20 protein-coding genes are annotated in these 24,961 nt (G+C 48.2%); 11 read left to right on the plus strand and 9 right to left on the minus strand.

Features of this window, described 5'->3' with window-relative positions; translation table 11 throughout:
- The first annotated feature begins 133 nt into the window (after positions 1 to 133).
- From BC349_RS02555 to purE, 4 genes are all read left to right on the plus strand, one after another.
- Entirely contained in the window at positions 134 to 1,207 is a 1,074-nt protein-coding gene (locus BC349_RS02555) for an efflux RND transporter periplasmic adaptor subunit (RefSeq protein ID WP_187255176.1), read from the plus strand.
- A 6-nt stretch (positions 1,208 to 1,213) separates the two neighbouring features.
- Positions 1,214 to 4,306, plus strand: a complete 3,093-nt coding sequence (locus tag BC349_RS02560; RefSeq protein ID WP_187255177.1) for an efflux RND transporter permease subunit — start codon at positions 1,214 to 1,216, stop codon at positions 4,304 to 4,306.
- Between the two features lie 11 nt (positions 4,307 to 4,317).
- Positions 4,318 to 5,637 carry a TolC family protein gene (locus BC349_RS02565; RefSeq protein ID WP_187255178.1) on the plus strand — a complete coding sequence of 440 codons (1,320 nt, stop codon included), beginning with the start codon at positions 4,318 to 4,320 and terminating at the stop codon, positions 5,635 to 5,637.
- Positions 5,638 to 5,705: 68 nt separating this feature from the next.
- Positions 5,706 to 6,260, plus strand: coding sequence for a 5-(carboxyamino)imidazole ribonucleotide mutase (gene purE, locus BC349_RS02570; protein WP_187255179.1), 555 nt, complete (start codon positions 5,706 to 5,708; stop codon positions 6,258 to 6,260).
- Positions 6,261 to 6,287: 27 nt separating this feature from the next.
- Here the strand turns inward: purE and bshC are convergent, their stop codons facing one another.
- Both bshC and BC349_RS02580 read right to left on the minus strand, forming a co-directional pair.
- Positions 6,288 to 7,913 carry a bacillithiol biosynthesis cysteine-adding enzyme BshC gene (bshC, locus tag BC349_RS02575; protein ID WP_187255180.1) on the minus strand — a complete coding sequence of 542 codons (1,626 nt, stop codon included), beginning with the start codon at positions 7,911 to 7,913 and terminating at the stop codon, positions 6,288 to 6,290.
- Positions 7,914 to 7,983: 70 nt separating this feature from the next.
- On the minus strand, positions 7,984 to 9,231 hold the full coding sequence (locus tag BC349_RS02580; RefSeq protein WP_187255181.1) for an NAD(P)/FAD-dependent oxidoreductase: 1,248 nt from the start codon (positions 9,229 to 9,231) through the stop codon (positions 7,984 to 7,986).
- Between the two features lie 90 nt (positions 9,232 to 9,321).
- Here BC349_RS02580 and BC349_RS02585 point away from each other — a divergent pair, with 90 nt between their 5' ends.
- The gene (locus BC349_RS02585) at positions 9,322 to 10,611 is read left to right on the plus strand and encodes a sterol desaturase family protein (protein WP_187255182.1); all 1,290 of its coding nucleotides are present in this window, start codon (positions 9,322 to 9,324) and stop codon (positions 10,609 to 10,611) included.
- Between the two features lie 37 nt (positions 10,612 to 10,648).
- On the opposite strand, the gene BC349_RS02590 is transcribed toward BC349_RS02585, so the two are convergent.
- Positions 10,649 to 12,058, minus strand: coding sequence for a glycoside hydrolase family 140 protein (locus BC349_RS02590; RefSeq protein WP_246456753.1), 1,410 nt, complete (start codon positions 12,056 to 12,058; stop codon positions 10,649 to 10,651).
- A gap of 494 nt (positions 12,059 to 12,552) precedes the next feature.
- Between BC349_RS02590 and BC349_RS02595 the strand changes: the two genes are divergently transcribed.
- Positions 12,553 to 14,727: a xanthine dehydrogenase family protein molybdopterin-binding subunit gene (locus BC349_RS02595; RefSeq protein ID WP_222840053.1), complete on the plus strand. Its 2,175-nt coding sequence runs from the start codon at positions 12,553 to 12,555 to the stop codon at positions 14,725 to 14,727.
- A gap of 112 nt (positions 14,728 to 14,839) precedes the next feature.
- Here BC349_RS02595 and BC349_RS02600 read toward each other — a convergent pair whose 3' ends face one another.
- Together BC349_RS02600 and rimO are read right to left on the minus strand one after the other, a co-directional pair.
- Positions 14,840 to 15,250, minus strand: coding sequence for a c-type cytochrome (locus BC349_RS02600; protein WP_222840054.1), 411 nt, complete (start codon positions 15,248 to 15,250; stop codon positions 14,840 to 14,842).
- A gap of 32 nt (positions 15,251 to 15,282) precedes the next feature.
- Complete coding sequence (gene rimO, locus BC349_RS02605; RefSeq protein WP_187255183.1) at positions 15,283 to 16,593, minus strand: 30S ribosomal protein S12 methylthiotransferase RimO; 1,311 nt, start codon at positions 16,591 to 16,593, stop codon at positions 15,283 to 15,285.
- A gap of 314 nt (positions 16,594 to 16,907) precedes the next feature.
- Between rimO and BC349_RS02610 the strand changes: the two genes are divergently transcribed.
- Entirely contained in the window at positions 16,908 to 17,411 is a 504-nt protein-coding gene (locus BC349_RS02610; RefSeq protein ID WP_187255184.1) for a hypothetical protein, read from the plus strand.
- A gap of 3 nt (positions 17,412 to 17,414) precedes the next feature.
- Here the strand turns inward: BC349_RS02610 and ftsY are convergent, their stop codons facing one another.
- The 4 genes from ftsY to rpmB all read right to left on the minus strand — a co-directional run bounded on the left by ftsY (position 17,415) and on the right by rpmB (position 19,264).
- Complete coding sequence (gene ftsY / locus BC349_RS02615; RefSeq protein WP_187255185.1) at positions 17,415 to 18,383, minus strand: signal recognition particle-docking protein FtsY; 969 nt, start codon at positions 18,381 to 18,383, stop codon at positions 17,415 to 17,417.
- 198 nt (positions 18,384 to 18,581) lie between these two features.
- On the minus strand, positions 18,582 to 18,755 hold the full coding sequence (locus BC349_RS02620; protein WP_187255186.1) for a DUF4295 family protein: 174 nt from the start codon (positions 18,753 to 18,755) through the stop codon (positions 18,582 to 18,584).
- A gap of 42 nt (positions 18,756 to 18,797) precedes the next feature.
- Positions 18,798 to 18,980 carry a 50S ribosomal protein L33 gene (rpmG, locus tag BC349_RS02625; protein ID WP_039132552.1) on the minus strand — a complete coding sequence of 61 codons (183 nt, stop codon included), beginning with the start codon at positions 18,978 to 18,980 and terminating at the stop codon, positions 18,798 to 18,800.
- Positions 18,981 to 19,027: 47 nt separating this feature from the next.
- Complete coding sequence (rpmB, locus tag BC349_RS02630) at positions 19,028 to 19,264, minus strand: 50S ribosomal protein L28 (RefSeq protein WP_187255187.1); 237 nt, start codon at positions 19,262 to 19,264, stop codon at positions 19,028 to 19,030.
- A 221-nt stretch (positions 19,265 to 19,485) separates the two neighbouring features.
- Here rpmB and ppk1 point away from each other — a divergent pair, with 221 nt between their 5' ends.
- From ppk1 to amaB, 4 genes are read left to right on the plus strand one after another with little or no spacing between them, the layout of a single operon-like run.
- A complete protein-coding gene (gene ppk1 / locus BC349_RS02635; RefSeq protein ID WP_246456755.1) occupies positions 19,486 to 21,642 on the plus strand; it encodes a polyphosphate kinase 1 in 2,157 nt (718 codons plus the stop codon).
- A complete protein-coding gene (locus BC349_RS02640) occupies positions 21,639 to 22,526 on the plus strand; it encodes a Ppx/GppA phosphatase family protein (RefSeq protein WP_187255188.1) in 888 nt (295 codons plus the stop codon). The genes ppk1 and BC349_RS02640 overlap by 4 nt, the downstream gene beginning before the upstream one ends.
- A gap of 21 nt (positions 22,527 to 22,547) precedes the next feature.
- Complete coding sequence (panB, locus tag BC349_RS02645; protein WP_187255189.1) at positions 22,548 to 23,363, plus strand: 3-methyl-2-oxobutanoate hydroxymethyltransferase; 816 nt, start codon at positions 22,548 to 22,550, stop codon at positions 23,361 to 23,363.
- A 40-nt stretch (positions 23,364 to 23,403) separates the two neighbouring features.
- Positions 23,404 to 24,927: an L-piperidine-6-carboxylate dehydrogenase gene (gene amaB / locus BC349_RS02650; protein ID WP_187255190.1), complete on the plus strand. Its 1,524-nt coding sequence runs from the start codon at positions 23,404 to 23,406 to the stop codon at positions 24,925 to 24,927.
- Positions 24,928 to 24,961: the final 34 nt, after the last annotated feature.

Consider the following 24,961-nt stretch of genomic DNA (forward strand, 5'->3'; position numbering starts at 1 on the left):
CCCCCATTGCCACTTATATAGTCTTTTGGGGAATTAGGTATTTATTACATGAATTGGTTAAAAGCTGTAAACTTTCGCTTTTCTAAATCTGTTAATTTTACCATTGTTCCAACCTTAAATTAGCTGCAACCCAATGCGATTATTAGCCAACGGTAACTACCATTCTCTTTTATTCTGCTGCCTGCTCAGCCTGGCAGCCTGTAAATCAAACGATGATAAAAAAATAGCCCCTCCTTCAGCGGGTGGCGGCCCTAAAGGGCCCGCACAGCCGACCCGGGTGGAAGCTTTTCTCGTTAAGACCAGTTCAATCAGTGAAAAACTGGAAGTGCCCGGAACCCTGATGCCTTATGAAGCCACCGAACTTCGCCCGGAAGTTTCCGGCCGCATTACGCAGCTCAATATTCGCGAAGGCCAGGCAGTTGGAAAGGGTGCCTTGCTGGTTAAACTATATGATGCCGATCTGCAGGCACAGTTGAAAAAACTGGAAGTACAGCTCGCGATTTACGAAAAGACAGCCCAGCGCCAGGCCGAGCTTCTGAAGATCGATGGTATCAGCAAGCAGGAATACGACCTAAGTGTATTGCAGGTCAGCAATATCAAGGCTGATATGGAACTCATCCGCACTTCTATTAATAAGACAGAGATCCGCGCCCCGTTTTCAGGTCGTCTGGGATTGCGCAATATAAGTATGGGCGCCTATGTTACCCCTGCCACACTGATTACCAATATCAGGCAGGAAAATGAATTGAAACTGGAGTTTACCGTTCCTGAAAAATACAGCAGCAAGATTGGCGCCGGGAAGATTGTCCGGTTCACCGTAGAAGGCATGGAAAAGGACATCCCTGCCAAAGTCATCGCTACTGAGGAAGCTGTGATGGAAGAAAGCAGAAGCCTGCGTATCAGGGCCGTTGTACAGGGGAAAGCCCCCCAATTGATTCCCGGAGCTTTTGCCAAAGTCAAACTCGATTTTGGCCAGGATAACAATGCGCTCATGATACCAACCCAGGCCGTGATTCCCCAGGCACGTTTTAAGAAAGTGATCATTTACCGTGGAGGCACCGCCATATTTGAAACCGTTACCACCGGAGTGCGCGACTCATCCAATGTTCAGATCACATCCGGACTCGCAGCCGGGGATACCATTGTCATTACTGGTTTATTATCCATCAAACCAGAAGGCAAATTGCAAATCACCAAACTGAACTAAGTCAAGATGAATATATCCGAACTGAGTTTAAGAAGACCGGTCCTGGCAATCGTGATGAACGTAGTGATCATCGTGTTCGGCCTGATCGGTTATAAGTTTCTGGGCGTGCGCGATTACCCGGCCATTGATCCGCCCATTGTGAACGTCCGCACTTCTTATCCCGGCGCCAATGCCGATATCATTGAATCACAGATCACCGAACCGCTGGAAAAAGCGGTGAACGGAATCGCAGGTGTGAAGAATATTACCTCCAGCAGCAGCCAGGGAACCAGCAATATCACTGTGGAGTTTGATCTCTCCATTGACCTGGAAGCAGCGGCCAATGATGTACGCGACAAAGTATCACAGGCCGTGCGTTCCCTGCCCGATGACCTGGATGCTCCGCCGGTAGTTTCAAAGGCCGATGCCAGCTCCGATTTCATCCTGTCAATGACAGTGCAAAGTAATACCCGCAACCAGTTACAGGTAACGGAATATGCCACCAATAACCTGCTGGAAAGATTGCAGACGATTCCGGGAGTGAGCGGAATACAGATCTGGGGAGAAAAGAGGTATGCCATGAGGATTTGGTTTGACCCTGCAAAACTCTCCGCCTATGGACTCACACCAGGAGATGTTCAGGCAGCCCTTCGCAGCCAGAATGTGGAATTGCCATCCGGCAAAATTTCAGGAAATGCTACAGAACTCTCTGTACGAACCTTCGGCCTGCTGAATACGGAAGAAGAGTTTAATAACATCATCATCAGGAACGTTGGCGGATCCGATATTAAATTAAAGGATATCGGTGAAGCGGTCCTGGGTCCGGAAAATGAGGAAACCATACTCAAGGAAAGCAGCATTCCGATGATCGCGCTTGCCATCATCCCGCAGCCTGGTTCCAACTATGTTGCCATCAGCGATGAATTCTATAAACGTTACGAGCAGATCAAAAAGGAAATTCCCGAAGACCTTACCACTGATATCGCACTCGACCAGACCCAATTCATCAAACGTTCCATCCTGGAAGTGGAGGAAACCCTTTTACTGGCATTCATTCTGGTGGTGTTGATCATTTATGCCTTCTTCCGCGACTGGATTATCGCCATCAGGCCATTGATCGATATACCCGTATCTCTTATCGGCGCCTTCTTCATCATGTATCTTTTCGGTTTTACCATCAATGTACTGACCCTTCTGGCCATCGTACTGGCTACCGGCCTGGTGGTGGATGACGGAATAGTTGTGACGGAAAACATCTTCAAAAAGATGGAGAAGGGCATGGATAAATGGCAGGCCGCCAAAGAAGGATCCAAGGAAATTTACTTTGCGGTAATTGCCACATCCATTACCCTGGCTGTAGTGTTCCTGCCGATTGTATTCCTTGAAGGATTTGTAGGAAGATTATTCCGGGAATTCGGCATTGTGGTAGCCGGTGCAGTACTTATCTCGGCATTTGTGTCCCTGACACTTACACCTGTACTGAACGTAAAACTGACCCGGAAAAAACATACACATTCCTGGTTCTATAATAAAACCGAACCATTCTTCCGCTGGATGGAAGATTCATACCGCAGGACTTTAACTGCGTTTATGCGTTTACGTTGGTTTGCATTTGTGATCATTGGTGTATGTTTCGCCATTATCTATTTTATCGGAAGGAACATGCAATCTGAACTGGCTCCTATGGAAGACCGTAGTCAGTTTCGCTTGTCCATCACCGCTCCTGAAGGAACCTCCTATGACTATATGGACCAGTACATTGACCGAATTGGCAGGTTTGTAATGGACTCCGTTCCGGAAAAAAAGGTGATGATTACCGTTACTGCCCCCGGATTCCTGGGTGGAGGATCGGTGAATTCAGGCTTTTTGAGGATGGTTCTTGTAGATCCTGAGGAAAGGATGCGCAGCCAGCAGGAGATTGTGGATATGGTAAACCGGAACCTTCCCCGTTTCAATGAAGGCCGTGCCTTTGCCATCCAGGAACAAACCATCCAGGTAAACCGCAGGGGCGGCCTGCCGGTGCAGTTTGTGGTGCAGAATGTAAACTTTGATAAGATCCGGGAAGTGTTGCCCAGGTTCCTCGATGAAGCAGGTAAGAATCCTGTATTTCAGGGGGTCGATGCTGACCTGAAATTCAACAAGCCGGAATTGCGCATCAATATAGACCGGCTGAAAGCGAGCCAGTTGGGGGTCTCCATTGAAGACGTTTCCTCTACCCTGCAGCTGGCCCTGAGTAATCGCAGGCTTGGATATTTCACCAAGGATGGCAAACAATACCAGGTCATTGGACAGCTTGCAAGAAGCGACCGTGATGAGCCAACCGACCTGAAAACAGTTTACGTGCGAAGCTCAACCGGGCAAACAGTTTCACTGGACAATATTGTTTCTTTTGTAGAAGAAACCACCCCGCCTACGATCTATCACTTTAACCGGTATAAATCGGCCACTATTTCTGCCGGCTTAGCCCCGGGAAAAACCATCGGTGACGGTGTGGCTGAAATGGAAAAAATTGCAGACAAATTGCTGGACGACAGTTTCACCACCTCGCTGACCGGTTCATCAAGGGATTTCAAGGAAAGCGCCAGCAATACCAGCTTTGCTTTCCTGCTGGCCCTTGGCCTGATCTTCCTCATCCTGGCAGCCCAGTTTGAAAGTTTTGTCGATCCTTTGATCATCATGTTCACGGTACCGTTGGCCATTGCAGGTGCCCTGTTATCACTCTGGATCTTTGACCAGACGCTGAATATATTCTCACAAATCGGTATGATCATGCTCATAGGCCTGGTAACCAAGAACGGAATCCTGATTGTGGAATTTGCCAACCATAAGCGTATTGAAGGGCTTCACAAGGGGCCGGCAGTAATTGAGGCCGCCGTCAGCAGGTTACGTCCGATCCTGATGACCAGCCTGGCCATGTCACTCGGTGCACTGCCACTGGCTTTATCGCTGGGTGCCGCGTCCACCAGCCGTATTCCGCTGGGGGTTGTAATAGTTGGTGGAATCATGTTCTCACTGATCCTTACCCTGTATGTGATCCCGGCCATGTATTCCTATCTTTCCACCAAAAAGAGTGCACACAGCCACCTGGATGAAGCTGTTACCGTACCGGTATCGGCATAAACAAAAATTGTATGAAATTCAGAATAGGACCTATTGTAACAATACTCTTGTTTGCCGGATTGCAGGTCTCGGCGCAGGACATATTAACGCTGGAGCAGGCAATTGCCCTGGCATTGAAAAACAACTATGACATCAGGCTGGCCAAAAATGATTCCAGTGCTTTTGCCCTTGATAACAGTTATGCCTATGCGGCATTCCTGCCCAGGCTCAATGCCAGTGCCAGCAAGGTCTGGAATGTAAACGCCCAGAAACAGGAACTTGCCAATGGCACCAAAAGGGATACTTCAGGATTGAAATCAAACAACCTGCAGGCTGCAATCAACCTGAACTGGACCCTGTTTGACGGAATGAAAATGTTTGCCACCCGCGACAGGCTGGCGGAACTGGAGAATCTCGGTGCCCTGGGCGTAAAGAGTCAGATGGTCAACACCGTTGCCAATGTGGTTTCCAATTACTACAGCATAGTAAGGCAGAAACAGCAGTTAAAAGCTATCATCGAACAGAAAAGCATCAGTGAAGAAAGGGTAAAACTGGCGGATAAAAAACTGAGTGTGGGGCTCGGTGCAAAACCCGAACTGCTGCAGGCCAAGGTTGACCTGAATGCCTATACAGCTTCACAACTTCAGCAAAACACCCTCATTGAACAGCTGAAAGAACAGATGAACCAGTTGATCGGCATTGATAAGGCGGCTTATTATGATGTGCTTGATACCATTCCCATCAACTATGAGCTGACACTTGATGCGGTGCGCAATGACCTCGACAACGGTAACCCACAGATGCTGATTGCCCGAAAAAACATCGACATTGCCAACCTTGTATTAAAGGAAAGAAGAGCCGAAAAATATCCGATCCTGAATTTTAATTCTGCCTATAATTTCAACCGGCTTCAAAACAAAGCGGTCATCAATACTTTTACCCCCCTCTTTAACCAGAACCTTGGATTCAACTATGGCTTCAGCCTGAGCATTCCCATCCTGAACGGGTTTAACACCAGGAGGCTGGAGCAGCAGGCCCGTATAGATATCCTGCAGCAGGAACTATTGTTCGACAACCAGCGCACCCTGCTCGATGTACAGGTGAACAATGCTTTCAAGGATTATGAACTTCAGAAAAAGAACCTGAAACTCGAGGAGGAAAACATACTCCTGGCCAGGGAAAACGTATTCATTGCCCTTGAGAGATTCAAACAGGGAGTAAGCACTTATCTGGAACTGCGGGAAGCCCAGATCAGCCTCGAAGACGCCTACAACAGGCTTATCTCGGCACGCTTCAACGCTAAGCTTGCAGAAACGGAGTTGATGAGACTGAAGGGCGATATTATTCAATAGAAAATCTGTTCTTTTGCCCAATACTTAAACCAGACCACCCAAACAGGCCAAAAATACAAAGACCGAAAATGAACACATCCACCCAGCCTCACACTTCAAACCTCAATCTGCAGCCTGTAGTTGGTATCATTATGGGCTCCGACTCCGACCTTCCCATCATGCAGGCGGCTGCGGATATGCTGCAACAGTTTGGGATTGCGTACGAACTGACTGTGGTATCGGCACACAGGACACCAAAAAGAATGGTTGACTATGCAACGGGAGCAAGGGAAAGAGGATTGAAACTGATCATTGCCGGAGCGGGTGGTGCGGCTCATTTACCCGGAATGGTGGCTTCACTGACGCCTTTACCTGTTATCGGTGTTCCCATTAAATCATCCAACTCCATTGACGGCTGGGATTCTGTGCTGTCCATCCTGCAAATGCCGAACGGTATTCCGGTGGCAACTGTTGCCTTGAATGCTGCAAAAAACGCGGGTATCCTGGCCGCATCAGTGATCGGTTCTTTTGATACCACCATCGGCGACCGGGTAGCCGCTTACAAAGCAGAACTGGAACAGGAAGTTCTCAAAAAAGTTGGAAAACTGAAAACGGATGGGCAGCCGAATCAGTTTGATGTCTGATGTCTGGATTATCCGCCGGCCTTCACATCAAACTGAAATGATGACAAACTTCTGTTCTGTCGTGAGCGAGTTGTCATAAATCTTTCTGATAATATCCCTGCCATATCTGGCATACCAGGGCATAAAGTTTTCAACGCGTTCCTGAAGCCCGCCGTTGGGAAAGATGGCCGCCCTTATGGTACGGATCTGGCCCGACTGGTCACTGAACTTACGCTTCTCCGCACGCAGAAGCTTTTTCTCGAGTCCCTTCAGTTGCTTCAGCATCTTCGCCTCCAGGGCATTCACATGGGTTTCCAGGGTTTTATCAATATTTCCGCTGATCTTTCGCAGGTGCTCATAAAACGCACTGGTATCGCGGATTTCGCTGGTCAGGTGAACCTGCGCAGCACTGTCGCGCTTAACCAGTTCATCCAGCAATGCCTGTTCAGTTTGAAAGAAATCAGTTATACTGAATCCAAGCCTGTGTATCTTTTCTTCCCATTTCTTTTCAACCAGTAACAAGGAATTGCGTAATACCTGCACCGGATACGGCACTTTGTAGTGATGGAACAATTCCTTCAACTCCAGCCAGTAAGCCAGTTCTCCCCCACCACCGATAAAGGCAATATTGGGAAGTATCGTTTCCTGGTAAAGTCCGCGGAGTATAACATTGGGACTGAAGCGTTCCGGATGTTCAATGATCTCGCGTTTCATTTCATCTGCCGTGAAACTGATGGCAGTATCCACCACAAAAAAACCATCACCCTGTTTCTCTATCCGGTTCCGGATATCGTCTTTCAGGTAAAACACATTGATCTCCCTGGGATTGGCCTGAACTTTATATTTCTCACCAAGTTTGGCATTGGTTGAGGCTACCACACGGGAAGCTGTATGGTGAAAAAGATCGTCTTCAAAAACCCTGGTCATTTCCCTCTTCAGCAATGGATGATCAGGAATCAGCACCACCAGCCCGTATTCGGCGAATAGATTGTGCAACAACCTGAAAGTCGCAGTCTGCACATCCGGACTTTCCAGGTAACAGGTACGTATAAGCGCCATTAATTCCTTTCCATGCGGCTGAACAGACAGTTCGCCATCAATTCTGTTTACAAGTTGGTCCAGGCCTTTTGTTTTCATCCTTCCAACGGCACCTTTCTGGCTGGTATTCCAGACCAGTTTTTCCCCGCCCAGAAAAATCTTCCCCAACTCTTCCAGGTCAGCATCTTCCGTACCGATATAAAAGACCGGAACAAACTGAAGGTAGGGATGCTGCTCCTGTAACCGTTCCGCCAGTTTGATGGCATGAATGGTTTTATAGATAAAATAGAGGTAGCCGCTGAAAATATTAGGCTGGTGTGCCGTACAAACCGTGAAAGTATTGGCGGATGCGAGTTTTTCAATATTGGCATTCACGCGGTCCAAAGCCACCGGGCTTACGTGATCCCGACCACTGCAAGCCTCCAGCGATGCATACTGGGTCCGCAGGACTTCTACCAGGGCTTCCCGGTTCACCGGTGCAGACTCCCTAGCCCTGATGGCATCTACAAGCCCCTGGTCATTCACGTTATGCTCAAAAAACGGGCGCAGGTCATTGTTCCCTGAAACATAATCTGTTACTATCTCGTTGAAATATCCTGTCTGCCGGAAATCCATTAAAATACTGCTGCTGTCCATGCTGAAATTGTTGAACTGATAAAAGTTATAACAATCAATCTGTAATAAAGTTAAACAAGTTGCCTCCTGTTCAGGCAAACCTTTCCGGTTGATAAGGCGCCAGGTCAACAGAAGTTTTTTCTTCGTTCAGCAATTCGCTGACCAGTTTGCCGGTACCCGCCCCCAGGCTCATTCCGATCATGGCGTGTCCGGTTGCCACCACCAGGTTCCCGATCGCGCGGCTCCTGCCGATATAAGGAAGCCCATCCGCGGAACAGGGACGGAAACCATACCAAACATCGGCTTCAGCGGCTGCCGGTAATACATAATCCGGGAAATATCCTTTCACGGCATTCAAAATCCCTTCCACCCTGCTGAGCCTCGGCGGGTTTCTGGTAGATGTGATCTCCATGGTTCCCCCCATGCGTAGTTTATTGCCGTCCATCGGTGTCAGCGCCACACGGCCTTCCATCAATACTGCAGGATGATTGAGTTTATTGGGAGAGTCTTCAAGGGTTACAGAATAACCCCTGCCACCAACCAGGGGTAATTTGATTCCCAGTTGCGATGCCAGTTCGCGGCTCCAGGACCCGGAGGCCAGCACAACCGCATCAGCCTCATAAGCGTCTTTGGCGGTTTTCACCTTTTTGATTTTACCGGAATTGCTTTCAAAACCGGTAACTGCTTCATTCGGCCGGAAGGTCACCCCAGCCTGTTTCAGGTAAGTCAACAGGCTTTGCATCACTTTATTCGGGTATACATGGGCGTCACACTTAAAATAAAGCGCGCCTTTGATGTTCAGCCGGGTCTGGGGCTCCATCGCCTGCACTTCCTGCTGTGTCAGCACTACCGCATCTAGGCCCAGTTTTACCGCATCCCCGCAAAAGTGATGGGCATATTCTTCCTTCTCAGGCGTTTGAAAATATTCCAGCAGCCCCTTGTGTTCATAAGCCAGGTCAAAACCGGGGATCGATTGCCAGCTTTCATAACACTGCTGGCTGAAAATTGCGATATCGCGAAGCGGAACCGCCGCAGCCTTCACTTTTTCGGGAGTGGCGCTTTTCATGAATTTTAATCCCCAATCAATCAAACCCCAATCCAGCCTGGGTTGTACGTAAAACGGGCTGCGGGAATTGAACATCCATTTAAGTCCCTGCTTTACAATGCCCGGTGTAGCCAGGGGAACAAAATGTGAAGGGCAAACATAACCGGCATTTCCGTAACTGCAGTTATTCAGGAGATCGTCTTTATCGATTATGGTAACATCCCAGCCGTTTTGAACAAGGTAGAACGCAGAGCTGAGACCAACGATTCCACCCCCAATGATGATTGCCTTCATGTCAGGAAATAAAGATTCAAATGTTGAAAGCATAAAAATAAGAACAGATGGCGGGATTAAATTAAATTCGTAGTAAAGGATTGCTGCCAGATGGAAACCTACGGAAAAATATTACTGATTGCCATGCCGGCATTTCTCCTGCTGGTATTATTTGAAAAATGGTATGGCTGGCGCAGGGGTTTTGATACCGTGCGGAATATGGATATGATTTCCAGCCTCAGTTCCGGAATAACCAATGTTACCAAAGATGTGCTGGGACTGAGTATCGCCATTATCAGCTATGGCTGGCTGGTGGATCATCTGGCCGTATTAAAAGTGCCGGATGGTTGGATGACCTACTTAGTGGCGTTTGTTGTGCTTGATTTTGCGGGCTACTGGACACACCGGATTGCACATGAGTACAATTTTTTCTGGAACAACCACATCATTCACCACAGTAGTGAGGAGTTCAACCTTGCCTGCGCGCTCAGGCAAAGCATCTCCTCCATCGTCAAGATCTTTGCTATTTTCCTGTTGCCGGCAGCCCTGCTGGGAGTGCCGGAAAACGTAATTGCAGTTATTGCCCCGCTCCACCTGTTCGCCCAGTTCTGGTACCATACCAGGCATATCAAAAAAATGGGCTGGCTGGAATATATCATAGTAACGCCATCGCATCATCGCGTGCATCATGCGTTGAACCCTGAATACCTCGATAAAAATTACTCGCAAATTTTCATTTTCTGGGACAAACTTTTCGGCACATACCAGGAGGAACTGGAATCTGTGCCGCCTGTTTATGGCATTACCCGGCCCGTTCAGACCTGGAATCCTATCAGGATAAATTTCCAGCACTTATGGCTGTTGATCCTGGATGCCTGGAGGGCGGCTGACTGGAGAGATAAATTTCGCATCTGGCTGATGCCCACGGGATGGCGCCCTTCAGATGTGGCGGCAAAATATCCCGTTTTTAAAATTGGCGATCCCTATCATTTTGAAAAATATGATCCCCGGGTTTCAACGGGCATGCATATCTGGAGTTGGGTGCAGATAACATTCTGCCTGTTGTTCATCAGTTATCTTTTTGGAAATATTGCCACTATAGGCTCACCGGCCATGTTTTTATACGGTTTGTATGTATTCCTGATGGTGTACGCTTATACAGAACTGATGGATAAAAACCCCAATGCGCTGGCCTGGGAAATTATCAAGAATATAATGGGGCTGTCCATCCTTTACGCTCAAGGCGATTGGTTCGGTGCCAGTTACCTTGGACCATTCATCAAACCCTTGCTGACAGCCTATTTCGCAGGCTCGACCTTTGTCGTAGCCTGGTTCGCCAACCAGTTCCGTAAGGAAAGGTCAGGTTTACAGGATGCCCCCCCCTCCCACCACCTCGCCTAAAAACCCATTCACCATTCACCATTCACCATTCACCGTTTCATTCCCCGGGCGGCCTATACTGATATTCTGGATTGTCCAGAACAACTACCCAATCCTGCCCTGGTCCCTGGGTCGGGGGTTTGATCTCCAGGATATCATGCCTGTAGGTTGAAATGCCCCTGACCAAATGACCAATCCGCGGATCATAATACCATATCTTGATATCTGAACTTTTCATGAAACGGGTATCCACTCTGATAGTTTTTCCCACCGGCATATAGATCATCGCATAATCGTTGTCTTTACCGCGGAATGCAGCAATAAATTCCCCTTTTTTACCCTGTCCGTCCACAATCATAGCCGGATCATAAATCCGGCCGGTAAAAGGCCGGCATTCCATCAGTTTGCGTAGAAAACCAACACTGTAGGCGCCCGGACGATCCAGTCCCGCTGTCCAGCTCCAGTCTGCATGTGTGATCGGCTCTTCCCTTTCACTGTAAAATTGCCATACACCATGGTGCCCGTATGTAACCCCGCAGCCACCCGCGAATACGGATCGGTAAGCCTGCTTCCTGACATCATAATCGGTGAAATAACCGTTTTTGGGATCCCATTTCGGCCAGGGATTCACCGGATGGTCTTCGTAATTGGGCTCCGCATCCAGCGTAGGTTTGGGGGAAGGAAGTTTGTAATCGTGCTGGATCATCTCCCAAACAGGCACATCATGACCATTGCCGTGACCGCTCTGCATGGTATTCATATTCAGCCAGGGCTCTGAATGCAGGTACCTGGAGCTGCTTTCCCCACCCGAAGTATGATAGGTGATAAAAGCCTGGTAATTCGTTCCCTCTCTCAGTCCACGGGCCATTGCTTGCCAGATCGGCAGCCAGTTGCTGGTATCCTTCCTGGCTGGCCTGTCGCCCCCCAGCATCCAGATGACATTTTCTTCATTTTTGTACCTGTCGCCCAGCCATTTTCCATAAGAATAGGCATTGCGCTCATTAAAAATGGCCGGACCATCACCCCAGTTCCTGGTCACTTTATCGCCCCATGTTGGGAGCAATGCAATAAACATGTCTTTTTCCGCTGCCATCCGGATGGTCGTATCAATCAGATTGAAATACCTTTCATTCGGGGTCTCAGGGTTGAAATTTTTTAAAGGCAGGGAATTATACTGATTGGGTTTTTTAAGGCCGTCGTGCTCTGCAAGAATGGCTGCCTGGATAACATTAAAACCTTTCGCATAACGGTCATTGAGATAAGTCTGTACCTCTTCAAAGGTCAGCCGGTGAAACAACTCCCAGGCAGTATCACCCAGCCAGAAAAATGGACTTCCATTGGATGTTTCCAGGGAATGGGCGTCGGCGCTTACCCGCATGCGTCCATGTTTCCAGCGATGCTGGGCCTTTAGGGAACAGCTCAAAATCATCATCAATATAAATACCAGCGGGTATCTGTTTTTTTTCATCAACCAGTGTGTTTTACAACAACAAATAAACAAATTTATCAAGTGAGGAAGCCTGTATCTAATGGTTTCCCTTTATCAATAACGCAAAAAAGGGGTATAACGATATATGAATTCCCTTTCAATACATTTAATGGCTGATTGCATATCTTCTGTCCGCCAGTTCAGGCATTCTTTCAATGCAGGCACCCTAAAAATGTTATATGTCTTCGGATTTTCGCCTGAACCGGTCCGCGAATTTGTCAATGATTCCGGTACAACGGGAATGTCCGGATGAGAAATCCTGAAACTTGATCATACCGGCAAAAGAATGACATCTGGAGCAACGGTAAACCCGTTTGCTGGATAACCCGAATCCGCGTCCGTTGCCTGGTAATACACACCATGCGTGAACAAAAGTTGAACAGCATCGGCTCCCGGTATGACAAACGGTCGGAATGTTTCAGCAATTATGATTAACTTTTTACTGATTTTTACAGTCAACCCAATTGCTGCATATGAATACCGATTCCAAAAAAATTTCCCGCCGAAACTTTTTACGACTGTCAGGCATGACCGGTGCATCACTAACCATCGGTTTTTACCTGCCTGCCCTGGCAAAAGACCTTCCCGCACTGCTGACACCCGAAGAAGCGGTTGCACAGGGTATAGAACTGACGGCATGGGTAACCATTGATAAGTCGGGTAAAGTAACCATCTACAGCCATCGGGCAGAAATGGGTCAGGGCGCATACCAGACCATTCCGCAGATTGTGGCGGAGGAACTGGAAGTGGACCTGAATAAGATTGCAGTTGAGTTTGCGCAAGGCAGCCAGACAAAATATGGCAGCCAGATCACAGGCGGAAGTTCTACTGTTAGAGGTGGATTCAAAAGCATGCTGAGAGCCGGCGCCACTGCAAGGGAAATGCTGATTGCCGCTGCAGCTGCAGGCTGGAATGTACAGACAGCAGAATGCTATGCAGAAAATGGCACCGTTATCCATCGTTCCACAGGCCGTAAAGCGGGATATGGCGACCTGGTGGAAGCTGCCTCCAGACTGCCCCTCCCCAAAGAAGTAAAACTGAAAGAACGGAAAGATTATAAATTGATCGGGAAACCCCTTCCAAGACTTGACAATCCAGCCAAAATCAACGGCAGTGCAGTTTTTGGGATTGATAAAACCCTGCCGGGATTGCTTTATGCTGTGGTAGAAAGAAGTCCGCGTTTCCATGGAAAAATCAAAACCTTAGACGATAAAAAAGCAAGGGCAGTAAAGGGTGTGAAAGACATCATACGGGTGGAAATGCCGGTATTTGCTGCTACCAGGCACGGTGTTGCAGTGATTGCAGACAATTTCTGGACGGCACAGAAGGCGCGAAAATTATTAAGCATTGAATGGGATGATAGTGGCATTGAGTTGATGGGAACAGAACAATTGTTTGCTAGAATGCACAGTGACCTTGCCAAACCTGGACTTACGCAGAAAGCCCAGGGTGATGCCGGAAGAATTTTAGGAAACGCAGAGAAAAAGCTGGAAGCCGTTTATGAAACTCCTTACGAATCTCACAGCGCGATGGAACCGTTGAACTGTACCGCGCATTATACCGATGACAGGATCGAAGTTTGGGGGCCGATACAGGGCCCTGACTGGATACAGCAGGACCTGGCCACCAAGTACAAATTACCGATGGAAAAAGTAATTGTGAATATGACTTTCCTGGGAGGTGGCTTCGGACGTAAGGCATTCACAGATTATACATATGAGGCCGTTGCGATCTCAAAAGCCATTAAAGCGCCGGTACAGGTGATCTGGACCCGTGAAGACGATATGACCCAGGGGCCATTCCGCCCTGGTGCTGTTTATGGTTGCCAGGCCAGCCTGATCGGCGACAGGGTAAATGCATTGCAGATTAAGCTGGCTGCCCAGAATATGGATCATCAATGGGCTCCTGTTCCGGATAAATTAGATTATAACAGGAGTACCACAGAAGGATTGCTGGAACCTTACTTTGCAGGAATTCCGCATTACCGGTTTGCCGATATCCCTACCGAATCGCCCATTCCGGTGATGTGGTGGCGCTCGGTGTATTCATCCACCAACTCCTTCGCCTTTGAAAGTTTCTGGGACGAGATGGCTTTGGCAGCAGGCAAAGACCCGGTTGAATTCCGCAAAAGCCATATCTCACCCGACCATGAAAGGTATTATGCCCTGCTGGATCGGATTGTTACCATGAGTGGCTGGAGCAAGCGGGGTAAAAATGAAGGCTGGGGAATTGCCTTCGCGGAATGCTTCGGTAGTATTGTGGGAGAAGTAGTGAAAGTGTCAAAAAAAGGGGAGAATGGCATCAGCATCGACAAAGTTTATGCGGCAGTGGATTGTGGCTGGTATGTAAATCCCGATATCATAAGAGCCCAGGTGGAAGGCAGTATTGTAATGGCACTGGGCGCCGCCACCATTCATGCTACCAATTTTATGGAGGGCAAGGCTGTGGAAACCAATTTCCATCAGTACAGGATGCCGAGGATACAGGATATTCCGCCGGTGGAGGTAGAAATCATGGACAATGAGGAGAAGCCCGGCGGTGTAGGTGAACCTTCCCTGCCTCCTTTTGCGCCTGCGTTGTGCAATGCAATTTTCGACCTTACGGGCAAGCGCATACGAAAACTGCCTTTCAATATAAATAATGTCTGAAGTCAGGTATAATGCCTGCTCAAATAAAAAATGGAGGTTCAGTCGAACCTCCATTTCTATTTCTATGACCAGTGTCGCATTTTGTCCTTTATCCAGCCACCCGGATAGGGAATTATTCTTTCGGCCTGGTAGCCTTTACCATCGCAGGTGTGATCAGTGTTTTATAACTGTTTCCCCAACTGTTGCTGATATAGTTTACCACATCCGCAACTTGTTCGTCCGTGAGATAGCTCTGTTCCGCCATCATCATGTTGTACACTTTCCCATTCACCCTGATCTCTTCGTTTTGTCCTTTCAGTATGATATTAATGGCGCGTTTGGGATCTTTCATCAGATAATCAGCTTTTGCCAGTGGCGGGAAACTTCCATCCACCCCCTCACCCTTTTCCATGTGGCAGCTCTGGCAATAATTGACATAAACTTCCTGACCACGGGTAATGCTGGCCTTTTTAGGATCCTGCATAAAGGAACTTGCGCCAAGAAGCAGAACCAGCCCCAACACTGTAATGACTATTTTATTCATCCTGGTATAATTTATTTTTTTTCTTACTATTCTCAATTCACCAACTCCCCCTCCAGATCGTAATCATAGGCTTTGGTAATCTTAACTTCAACAAACTCCCCGATGGTAAGTTTTTTCTTAGTGTTGATCACCACTTCATTGTCCACTTCCACACTGTCGAATTCAGTTCTCCCAAGATAGCGACCAGCTTCTTTCTTATCAACTAAAACTTTAAAAATTTGTCCTAATTTTTCCTGGTTCCTCTCCAGGCTGATTTCCTGCTGCACTTCCATGATCTCCTGTGCACGGGCTTCTTTCTCCTCAGCAGGAATATTGTCCTCCAGTTCGTGCGCCGAGGTATTTTCTTCGTGTGAATAGGTGAAAATACCCACCCGGTCAAAACGCATCCGCCGAAGGAAATCCTTTAGTTCTTCCACGTCTTCGCGGGTTTCACCGGGAAACCCTGTGATCAGTGTTGTACGCAGACAGATTCCCGGAACTTTTTCGCGAATATCCGCCACCAGTTCCTCCATTTCTTCTCGGGTGATCTGGCGTTTCATGGCTTTCAGCATGTTATTGGAGGCATGCTGAAGGGGCATATCGAGATAATTGCAGATATTTTTACGACGTTTCATCACCTCAAGTATTTCGATGGGAAATTTAGAGGGATATGCATAGTGAAGGCGAATCCACTCAAGACCTTCCACATCGGCCAGTCGGTCCAGCAATTCACCCAACTGGCGTTTTTTGTAAAGGTCAAGTCCATAGTATGTCAGTTCCTGAGCGATCAGCATGACCTCTTTTACACCCTTCTTCACAAGTCCTTCTGCCTCTTTCACCAGGTCTTCAATAGGTCGACTGACATGTCCGCCACGCATCAGGGGAATGGCGCAAAAGGAGCAGGTGCGATTGCAGCCTTCAGATATCTTCAGGTAAGCATAATGTTTGGGGGTGGACAGCAGGCGTTCGCCCAGTAATTCCGATTTGTAATCGGCTTCCAGTTCTTTCAGTATCAGGGGAAGCTCCATGGTGCCGAACCAGGCATCCACTTCCGGGATCTCCTTCTCCAGGTCTTCGCGGTATCGGTGACTCAGGCAACCGGTAACATATACCTTATCCAACTTGCCCTTCTGTTTTAGAGCCACCTGTTCAATGATGGTATTGATCGATTCTTCCTTTGCCTTGTCAATAAACCCACAGGTATTCACTACAACGATATTATGGTCCAGTTTGGCGTTTTCATGAACAACCGAGATGTCATTTGCGGCCAACTGTCCGCTGAGCACTTCACTATCCACCATATTCTTACTGCATCCCAGGGTAATAATATTCACTTTGTCCTTCTTCAGCGTTCTTGCTTTCATGCACTCTTTTAATAAGGCGCAAAGGTATGCAATTCTCCCCACCCGTCGGGTGCCACCCGACGGGTGGATTTAGGGCAAGACCTGATTTTCACCCGTTGACTTGTTTGAATCAACTGTTAACTATCTGTTAGGAAAAGCTGCCTCAATGCATATCACCCTTCAAATGAATACTGATCCGGAACATTTTACACCCTGTGAAATTGCTGCGAAGGCGGCTGCAAAGAATAGCAAAAACCTTCACCCGTCGGGTGGCACCCGACGGGTGAAGATGGAAAATTGGCACAATTTTTTATCATCCGGGGAAAATAGCAGTTATGAAAAAATGGATAACAGGAGCAATGCTGGTGGCCGCTGTGGCCATTGTGCAAGATTCAAAGGCGCAATCTCTGGGAAGCAGTTATAAAACGGCGCTGGGTGTTAAATTCTGGCCAGGAGCAGTAACCATCAAACATTTTGTGGCAAAGAACCGCGCCCTGGAAGGATTAGGCTATTTCTGGGATCATGGGTTCCGGTTCACGGGGCTTTATGAATTCCATGGAGATATTAATGGCGCTCCGGGTTTGAAATGGTACGCGGGGCCCGGCTTCCATGCAGGTGTATACAACCACCGCTGGGGCTACAAAAGAAGGGGTGATGATGAATATTACTATTACGAAGAAGGAGATTTCTCTGCCGGGGTAGACGGAGTGTTGGGACTGGATTACAAGTTTAAAGGAGCCCCAATCAATATCAGCGTAGATATACAGCCTTTTATAGAGTTGGCGGATTATCCCTATATGAATATCTGGGGGGGTGCAGCGGTGAGGTATACTTTTTAATCCTTAGTTCTGTTTCTCCAGATTAAACAGGCTGTCCACAAACTCATGCTTGTCAAAAACCAGCAGATCTTCCATCCTTTCACCCACTCCGATAAATTTCACGGGGATCCTGAACTGGTTGGCGATGGCCAGTACCACTCCGCCTTTTGCGGTACCGTCCAGTTTGGTAATGGCCAGGGCGGAAACCTCGGTTGTGGCAGTAAAATGTTTTGCCTGCTCCAGCGCGTTTTGGCCGGTTGAACCATCCAGTACCAGCAGTACTTCGTGCGGGGCATCAGGAATCACTTTCTGGATCACCCGCCGGATCTTACCCAGTTCGTCCATCAGGTGCGCTTTATTATGAAGACGTCCGGCAGTATCAATGATGATCACATCCGCCCCCCTTGCAACACCACTCTGCACGGTGTCAAATGCAACAGCAGCAGGATCTGAACCCATATCCTGCTTAACAATGGGAACACCGGCCCTTTCACTCCAGATCGTCAGCTGGTCAACTGCTGCTGCCCTGAAAGTATCGGCGGCCCCCAGTAAAACTGACTTACCCGCCTTTTTGAAATTATATGCAAGCTTGCCGATCGTGGTCGTCTTTCCTACTCCGTTCACTCCCACTACCAGGATTACATAGGGTTTACAGGGCAGCTCGGACTGGAATGAATAGGTATTGCTTTCCGGCGCATCCACCAGCACTCCCCGAATCTCTTCCTGTAATATCCTGTTGAGTTCGGAGGTATTGAGGTATTTATCCTTTGAAACCCTTTTTTCTATACGATCGATGATCTGTACTGTGGTATCAACGCCTACATCCGCGCTCACAAGTGCTTCCTCCAGGCTGTCCAGCACCTCATCATCCACTGTGCTCTTACCCGCAACGGCTTTGGTGATCTTGCTCAGAAAACTTTCCTTGGTTTTCTGCAGTCCCTGGTCCAGTGTTTCTTTCTCTTTCTTTCCGAAAAGCTTATCAAAAAATCCCATGAATCTGGTCTTGTATAATGATCAAATAAATTGAAACGCAGGCTGTCCGGCAAACCTGATCCTGCCAATAGGCTAAAGTCCCCTCATTCGCCGGCACGCAAAGGTAAGAATACCGCAGGACACCTCAGTAGGGCATAAACAGAAAAAGCTGTCCCGTCATCCGGAACAGCTCACAAGAGTATACTTATTACCCTCAAATTATTTTTCGGTCAGGTATTCCTTGATCTTGTCTTTGTGCACGATAGCCTCCTTGAAGGTGTATGCACCAGACTTGGGGCTGCGCACAGCCTTGATCACTTTAGTCCAGTTCTTAGCTTCTGCCGCTGCCTTCTGGTCTTTGGTCTTGATCGCCGTTTTTGCTGCTTTTGCCATTGTATAATGAATTAGAAAATTAGTAAATCAGGTTAATGCGCCTTACTTGATCTCTTTGTGTACAGTTACCTTCTTCAGGATGGGATTGTACTTTTTCAACTCCAGACGCTCCGGAGTATTTTTCTTGTTCTTTGTAGTGATATAACGGCTGGTACCCGGCTGACCGCTGGTCTTGTGCTCGGTACACTCCATAATCACCTGAACTCTGTTACCTTTCTTTGCCATTGTTGATCAATTTTATAGTTATCCACCCAAAAGCGGACCACAGTAATTTAGATTTTTACTCCTTTCGCTCTCAGTTCCTTTACTACTGGATACAAACCATTCTTGTTAATGGTGCGCAGACCTTCCGCTGAAAGTTTCAAAGTGATCCACTTATCTTCTTCCGGCAAATAAAAGCGCTTCGTCAGCAGGTTCGGCAGGAACCTGCGTTTTGTTTTAATATTCGAGTGAGATACGCGGTGACCAGTGATCGGCGTCTTACCCGTAACCTGACATACTCTAGCCATGACTGTCAAAATTTAGGACGGCAAAGGTAGGGAGAAATTGTGTAATTCTGAAAGGAAAAAATAAAAATCTTTCTTTCATCACAAAGATAGTATAAAGTCAGGGGGTGAAAAGCACCCGGCGATAAATCACTTCTCCCCTCTCTCTTCCCTTCAACTAATAACAATTCATTAATTTCATTCGTCCGCCGGGCGCCCGCAACTTTGGGTTTAAATGGCTGATTATGACCGATATGGATGGAAAAAGAAAAACAATAGCACGCGATATCAGTTGGTTGTCCTTTAATGCCCGCGTTTTACAGGAAGCCGCCGACCCGTCCGTGCCCCTGAAGGAAAGGATCAAATTCCTGGGTATCTTCTCCAATAACATGGATGAATTCTTCCGTGTGAGAGTGGCTACCCTTAAACGAATGATAGAATTTGGCGGGAAAAAAGTCCGCCTGAATATGCATCTCGAGGAATCGCCGGACAAGATACTGGAAGATATCATGATCATGGTCCTCCGCCAACAGAATGAATTCAATCGTATCTGGGACACAATCAGCAAGGAAATGGCCAGGGAAAAAATTTTCCTGGTTACGGAAAAACAGCTCAACAAGGAGCAAAAAATCTTCGTCAAGCAGTTTTTTGAAGAAGAAGTGCGTGTCAATACACTTCCGCTCATGATCGAACAGATACCCCAGCTCCCCTATCTGCGTGACAAATCAATCTTCCTGGGAGTGGTCATGAGCCGCCGGTCCACCGCCTATGAGCAGAAATATGCCCTGATCGAAATCCCAACCAAGGCCTTGTCAAGGTTTGTGCAACTGCCTTGTCCAGGTAATGAAAAACATATCATCCTGCTGGAGGACATTATCCGTTTCAATCTGCCAGCCATTTTTTCCTATTTCGGCTACGAAAAATTCGAATCCTGGATCTTTAAGGTAACCAAGGACGCAGAGATCGATATTGATAACGATGTATCGACCACCCTGATCCAGAAAATCGAAAAGGGAGTAAAAAACCGACGTAAAGGAAAGCCTGTTCGCTTTGTGTACGATAAGGAGATGGACGCCGGGCTGCTGGAATTCCTGATGCGCCGCATGAACCTCACGCGCAAAGACAACCTGATACCCGGAGGCCGGATCCACAATTTCAGGCATTTCATGGATTTCCCCGATGTGTTCCAAAAAAAATCACTCAGGAAAAAACCCTTTATGCACCCCCTGCTGGCAGGATCTTCAAGGGTTACTGATGTGGTGCTGGAGAACGATGTGATGCTGAATTTCCCTTACCACTCTTTCAGTCCCGTAATCGACATGCTGCGGGAGGCAGCCATCGATCCCGATGTGGTCTCCATCAAAATTACAGCTTACCGCCTGGCCAATAACTCCAAGATCATCAATGCCCTTATCAATGCAGTCCGCAACGGAAAACAGGTTACAGTGATGATGGAGTTGCGCGCCCGTTTTGAGGAAGAAGCCAACCTCGCATGGAAGGAAAGGCTGGAAGAGGAAGGGGTTAAGGTACTGATCGGCATACCAAACATGAAGGTACATGCAAAGATGTGTATTATCCGTAAAAGGCTGCAAAACCGCACCATCCAGTATGGGTTCGTGAGCACCGGCAATATGAACGAAAGCACGGCAAAAATATATGGGGATCACTGCCTGCTGACCGCCCACCGAGGAATTATGGCAGATATTAACCGGATGTTTCTCTACCTGGAAAAATATAAGACCCAGCCGGATATCCTGAAAAGCTGCAATAATCTCCTGCCCTGCCCGGGCATCCTGCGCCGGGAACTGCTGAAACTTATTAACCAGGAAATCAGGGCTGCGAAAAGAAAAAAACCCTCCGGCATCCTGCTCAAGATGAATTCCCTGTCGGATGAAATCCTGATTGAAAAGCTTTACGAAGCAGCTCGCGCGGGGGTGCCGGTGCAACTGATCGTAAGAGGCATCTTCTGCATGTACTCTGAAAACAAAAAGTATAATCAGCCGATAAAGGCCATCAGCATCGTGGATGAGTACCTTGAGCATGCAAGGGTGTTCATCTTCCACAACGGGGGCAAAGAAAAAGTTTATATATCTTCGGCAGACTGGATGGTTCGAAACCTCGACCACCGCGTGGAAATAACCTGCCCTGTTTATGACGAGGACATCAAGAAAGTATTGAAAAACATGCTGAATATCCAGCTGAGCGATAACATGAAAGCAAGGATTCTCAACAACCAGCTCAGCAATGATTATGTCAGGACCCCGGGTAAAAAGGTTCGATCACAGGTGGAACAATACAACTACCTGCAATCAAAACGGAGCAGGGCGATCTTAGCGGCTGAGGCCGGGTTGCAGGAAGTTCCTTGTCCACCCAAAGAAACTAAAACAGAACGATCAAATTGAAACTCGCAGCAATAGATATCGGAAGTAATGCGGCCAGGCTGCTCATCACGGAAGTGGTTACGGATGAAACCGGCAGGGATCGATTCAACAAACTTAACCTGATCCGGGTTCCGCTTCGGTTAGGCTTCGACGTTTTTGAAAGTCAGTCCATTTCAAAGGAAAAGGAAAGCCAGATCATTAACACCATTAAAGCCTACCGGTCACTGATAGACGCATACGGAGTGAAGCATTACAAGGCATGCGCCACATCTGCCATGCGCGATGCCAGCAACGGTCCTGCCATCATCCGCCACATTAAGGAAGATACCGGAATCGGCATCGAAATCATCAGCGGTGACCAGGAAGCGGCATTCATTTATGAAAACCATGTGGCAGAGAACCTGGACAAGGACCATTCTTATCTCTACATAGATGTCGGCGGAGGTAGTACAGAACTCACTTTCTTCAGCGATAACCGCCTTGTGGCAAAACAGTCATTCAATATCGGAACCATACGCCTCCTGAAAAACCAGGTGGCAGACAAAAAATGGGATGAAATGAAAGAATTCATCCGCGCCAAAACCAAGGGCTTCAAGGAAATCACCTGCATCGGATCCGGTGGTAATATCAACAAGGTTTTTTCCATGTCAAAGAAAAAGGATGGCAAGCCCTTACCCCTGGAATTGCTGAAAGACTATTACAAGGAGCTAAGCAGTTTTCCACTGGCTGAAAGGATGCGCCTTTACAGCCTTCGGGAAGACCGTGCCGATGTGATCGTACCAGCACTTAGTATATACATCAACGTTATGCGCTGGGCCGACGCGAAGGAAATCCAGGTGCCCAAGATCGGATTGGCGGACGGACTGATTCATATCCTATGGGATCAGGTGAAGCAGGGGCAATAATTGAAAACAACAAACTATTTTATGTCAGTACATAGTGATGTCAGGAAAGTTACCACCAATACCCTGCTGAAAATGAAGGCCGCAGGCGAAAAAATCTCCATGCTTACGGCATATGATTATTCCTTCGCAAGGATTTTCGACTCTGCGGGACTGGATGTTATTCTTGTGGGTGATTCCGCCAGTAACGTAATGGCAGGACATGAAACAACGGTACCCATTACTCTTGAGCAGATGATCTATCATGCGCAGTGCGTGGTGCGGGGTATTGACCGCTGCCTGGTGGTGGTAGACCTCCCTTTTGGCTCCTACCAGTCGAATTCAGATGTCGCCCTGGCATCCGCCATCCGTATCATGAAGGAATCGGGGGCACACAGTCTCAAACTGGAAGGCGGTGAAGAAATCGCAGAAAGCGTGCGCCGCATTGTGAATGCCGGCATTCCTGTCATGGGTCACCTGGGGCTTACCCCGCAATCCATATACAAATTCGGCACCTATACTGTGCGCGCCAGGGAAGATGCCGAAGCGGAGAAATTGAAAAAAGACGCACTCCTGCTGCAGGATGCCGGCTGCTTCGCCATTGTACTTGAAAAGATCCCGGCTCAACTGGCCAAAGAGGTGAGCGAAAGCCTGCACATCCCCACTATCGGGATCGGCGCGGGAAAACATTGTGACGGGCAGGTCCTGGTGATGCACGACATGCTGGGTATTAACAACGATTTTAACCCGCGTTTCCTCAGAAAATACCTGAACCTTCACGACCAGATTGTGGAAGCCGTAGGTAAGTATGTAAATGACGTGAGAGCCAGCGATTTCCCCAATGAGCAGGAACAATACTGAGATCTAAAGCGTACCTTTGCGGCCTAAAAAACAGCTTGCAATGGAGTTCCTAACAGCATTGGGCATAAACAGCACCAACACCGGCACATCAACCGGATCCACCTGGATCCAGACCAAAGGAGAAAACATTCATTCCATTTCACCCGTAGACGGGAAACTCATTGGTTCCGTGACAGCCACGGACAAGGAGGGCTACGAGGCAGTAATGGCAGCCGCATCAAAAGCGTTCGCGGAATGGCGCACATGGCCTGCACCCCGTCGTGGTGAAGTGGTTCGCCAGATCGGTGAAGCACTTCGTGCGAAGAAGTCAGATCTCGGCCAGCTCGTTTCCTATGAAATGGGCAAGAGCCTGCAGGAAGGCCTCGGAGAAGTTCAGGAGATGATCGATATCTGCGACTTTGCAGTGGGATTATCCCGCCAGTTGCATGGCCTTACGATGCACAGTGAGCGCCCAGGCCACCGCATGTACGAACAGTATCATCCCCTGGGTATTGTCGGCATCATTTCAGCCTTCAATTTCCCCGTGGCGGTATGGAGCTGGAATACTATGCTGGCTTGGGTTTGCGGTGATCTTTGTGTATGGAAACCTTCCGAAAAAGTTCCTCTCTGCTCCATTGCATGCCAGAATATCATCAACGAAGTATTCGAAAAGAACGGCGTTCCTGAAGGAGTTAGTTGTATCGTGAACGGAGGCCGTGAACTCGGCGAATGGCTGAGTCATGACAGCCGTATACCACTGATCTCCGCCACCGGGTCAACCCGCATGGGCAAGGCCGTGGGAGCTGCAGTAGGCGCACGACTTGGCCGCAGCATCCTCGAACTGGGAGGAAACAATGCCATCATTATTTCCAAAGATGCCGAGCTGGATATGTCCCTGATCGGGGCCGTATTCGGAGCGGTTGGCACTGCGGGACAAAGATGTACCTCCACCCGCCGCCTGATCATCCACGAATCTGTATATGATGCCTTCAAGGCCAAGCTGGTCAAGGCGTACGGACAACTCAAAATCGGTGATCCGCTGGACCAGAACAACCATGTGGGACCATTGATCGACAAAGATGCCGTGAACCAATACCTTTCCTCCATCGAGAAATGTAAGGCTGAGGGCGGTGTATTTGCCGTGGAAGGCGGTGTACTGGAAGGCGACGGTTATGAAAGCGGCTGTTATGTGAAGCCCTGCATCGCAGAGGTACAGAATCATTTCAGCATCGTACAGCATGAAACTTTTGCGCCAATATTATACCTGATCAAATACAGCAACATCGACGAAGCCATCGCTTACCAGAACGGTGTTCCGCAGGGACTTTCCTCGGCCATCATGACCCTCAGCCTGCGTGAAGCAGAGCAATTCCTTTCCTCGGCCGGAAGTGATTGCGGTATTGCCAACGTGAACATCGGGACCAGCGGGGCTGAAATAGGTGGCGCCTTTGGTGGCGAAAAAGAAACCGGAGGCGGCCGCGAGAGTGGCAGTGATGCCTGGAAAGCATATATGCGCCGGCAGACAAATACCATCAACTATTCGACCAAATTACCGCTCGCACAGGGTATTAAATTTGATCTTTAATCACTAATTATTACCTTTAAAAAGACGCAAAAAT

It is taken from the genome of Flavihumibacter stibioxidans, assembly GCF_014332695.1.
Classification (GTDB): domain Bacteria; phylum Bacteroidota; class Bacteroidia; order Chitinophagales; family Chitinophagaceae; genus Flavihumibacter; species Flavihumibacter stibioxidans.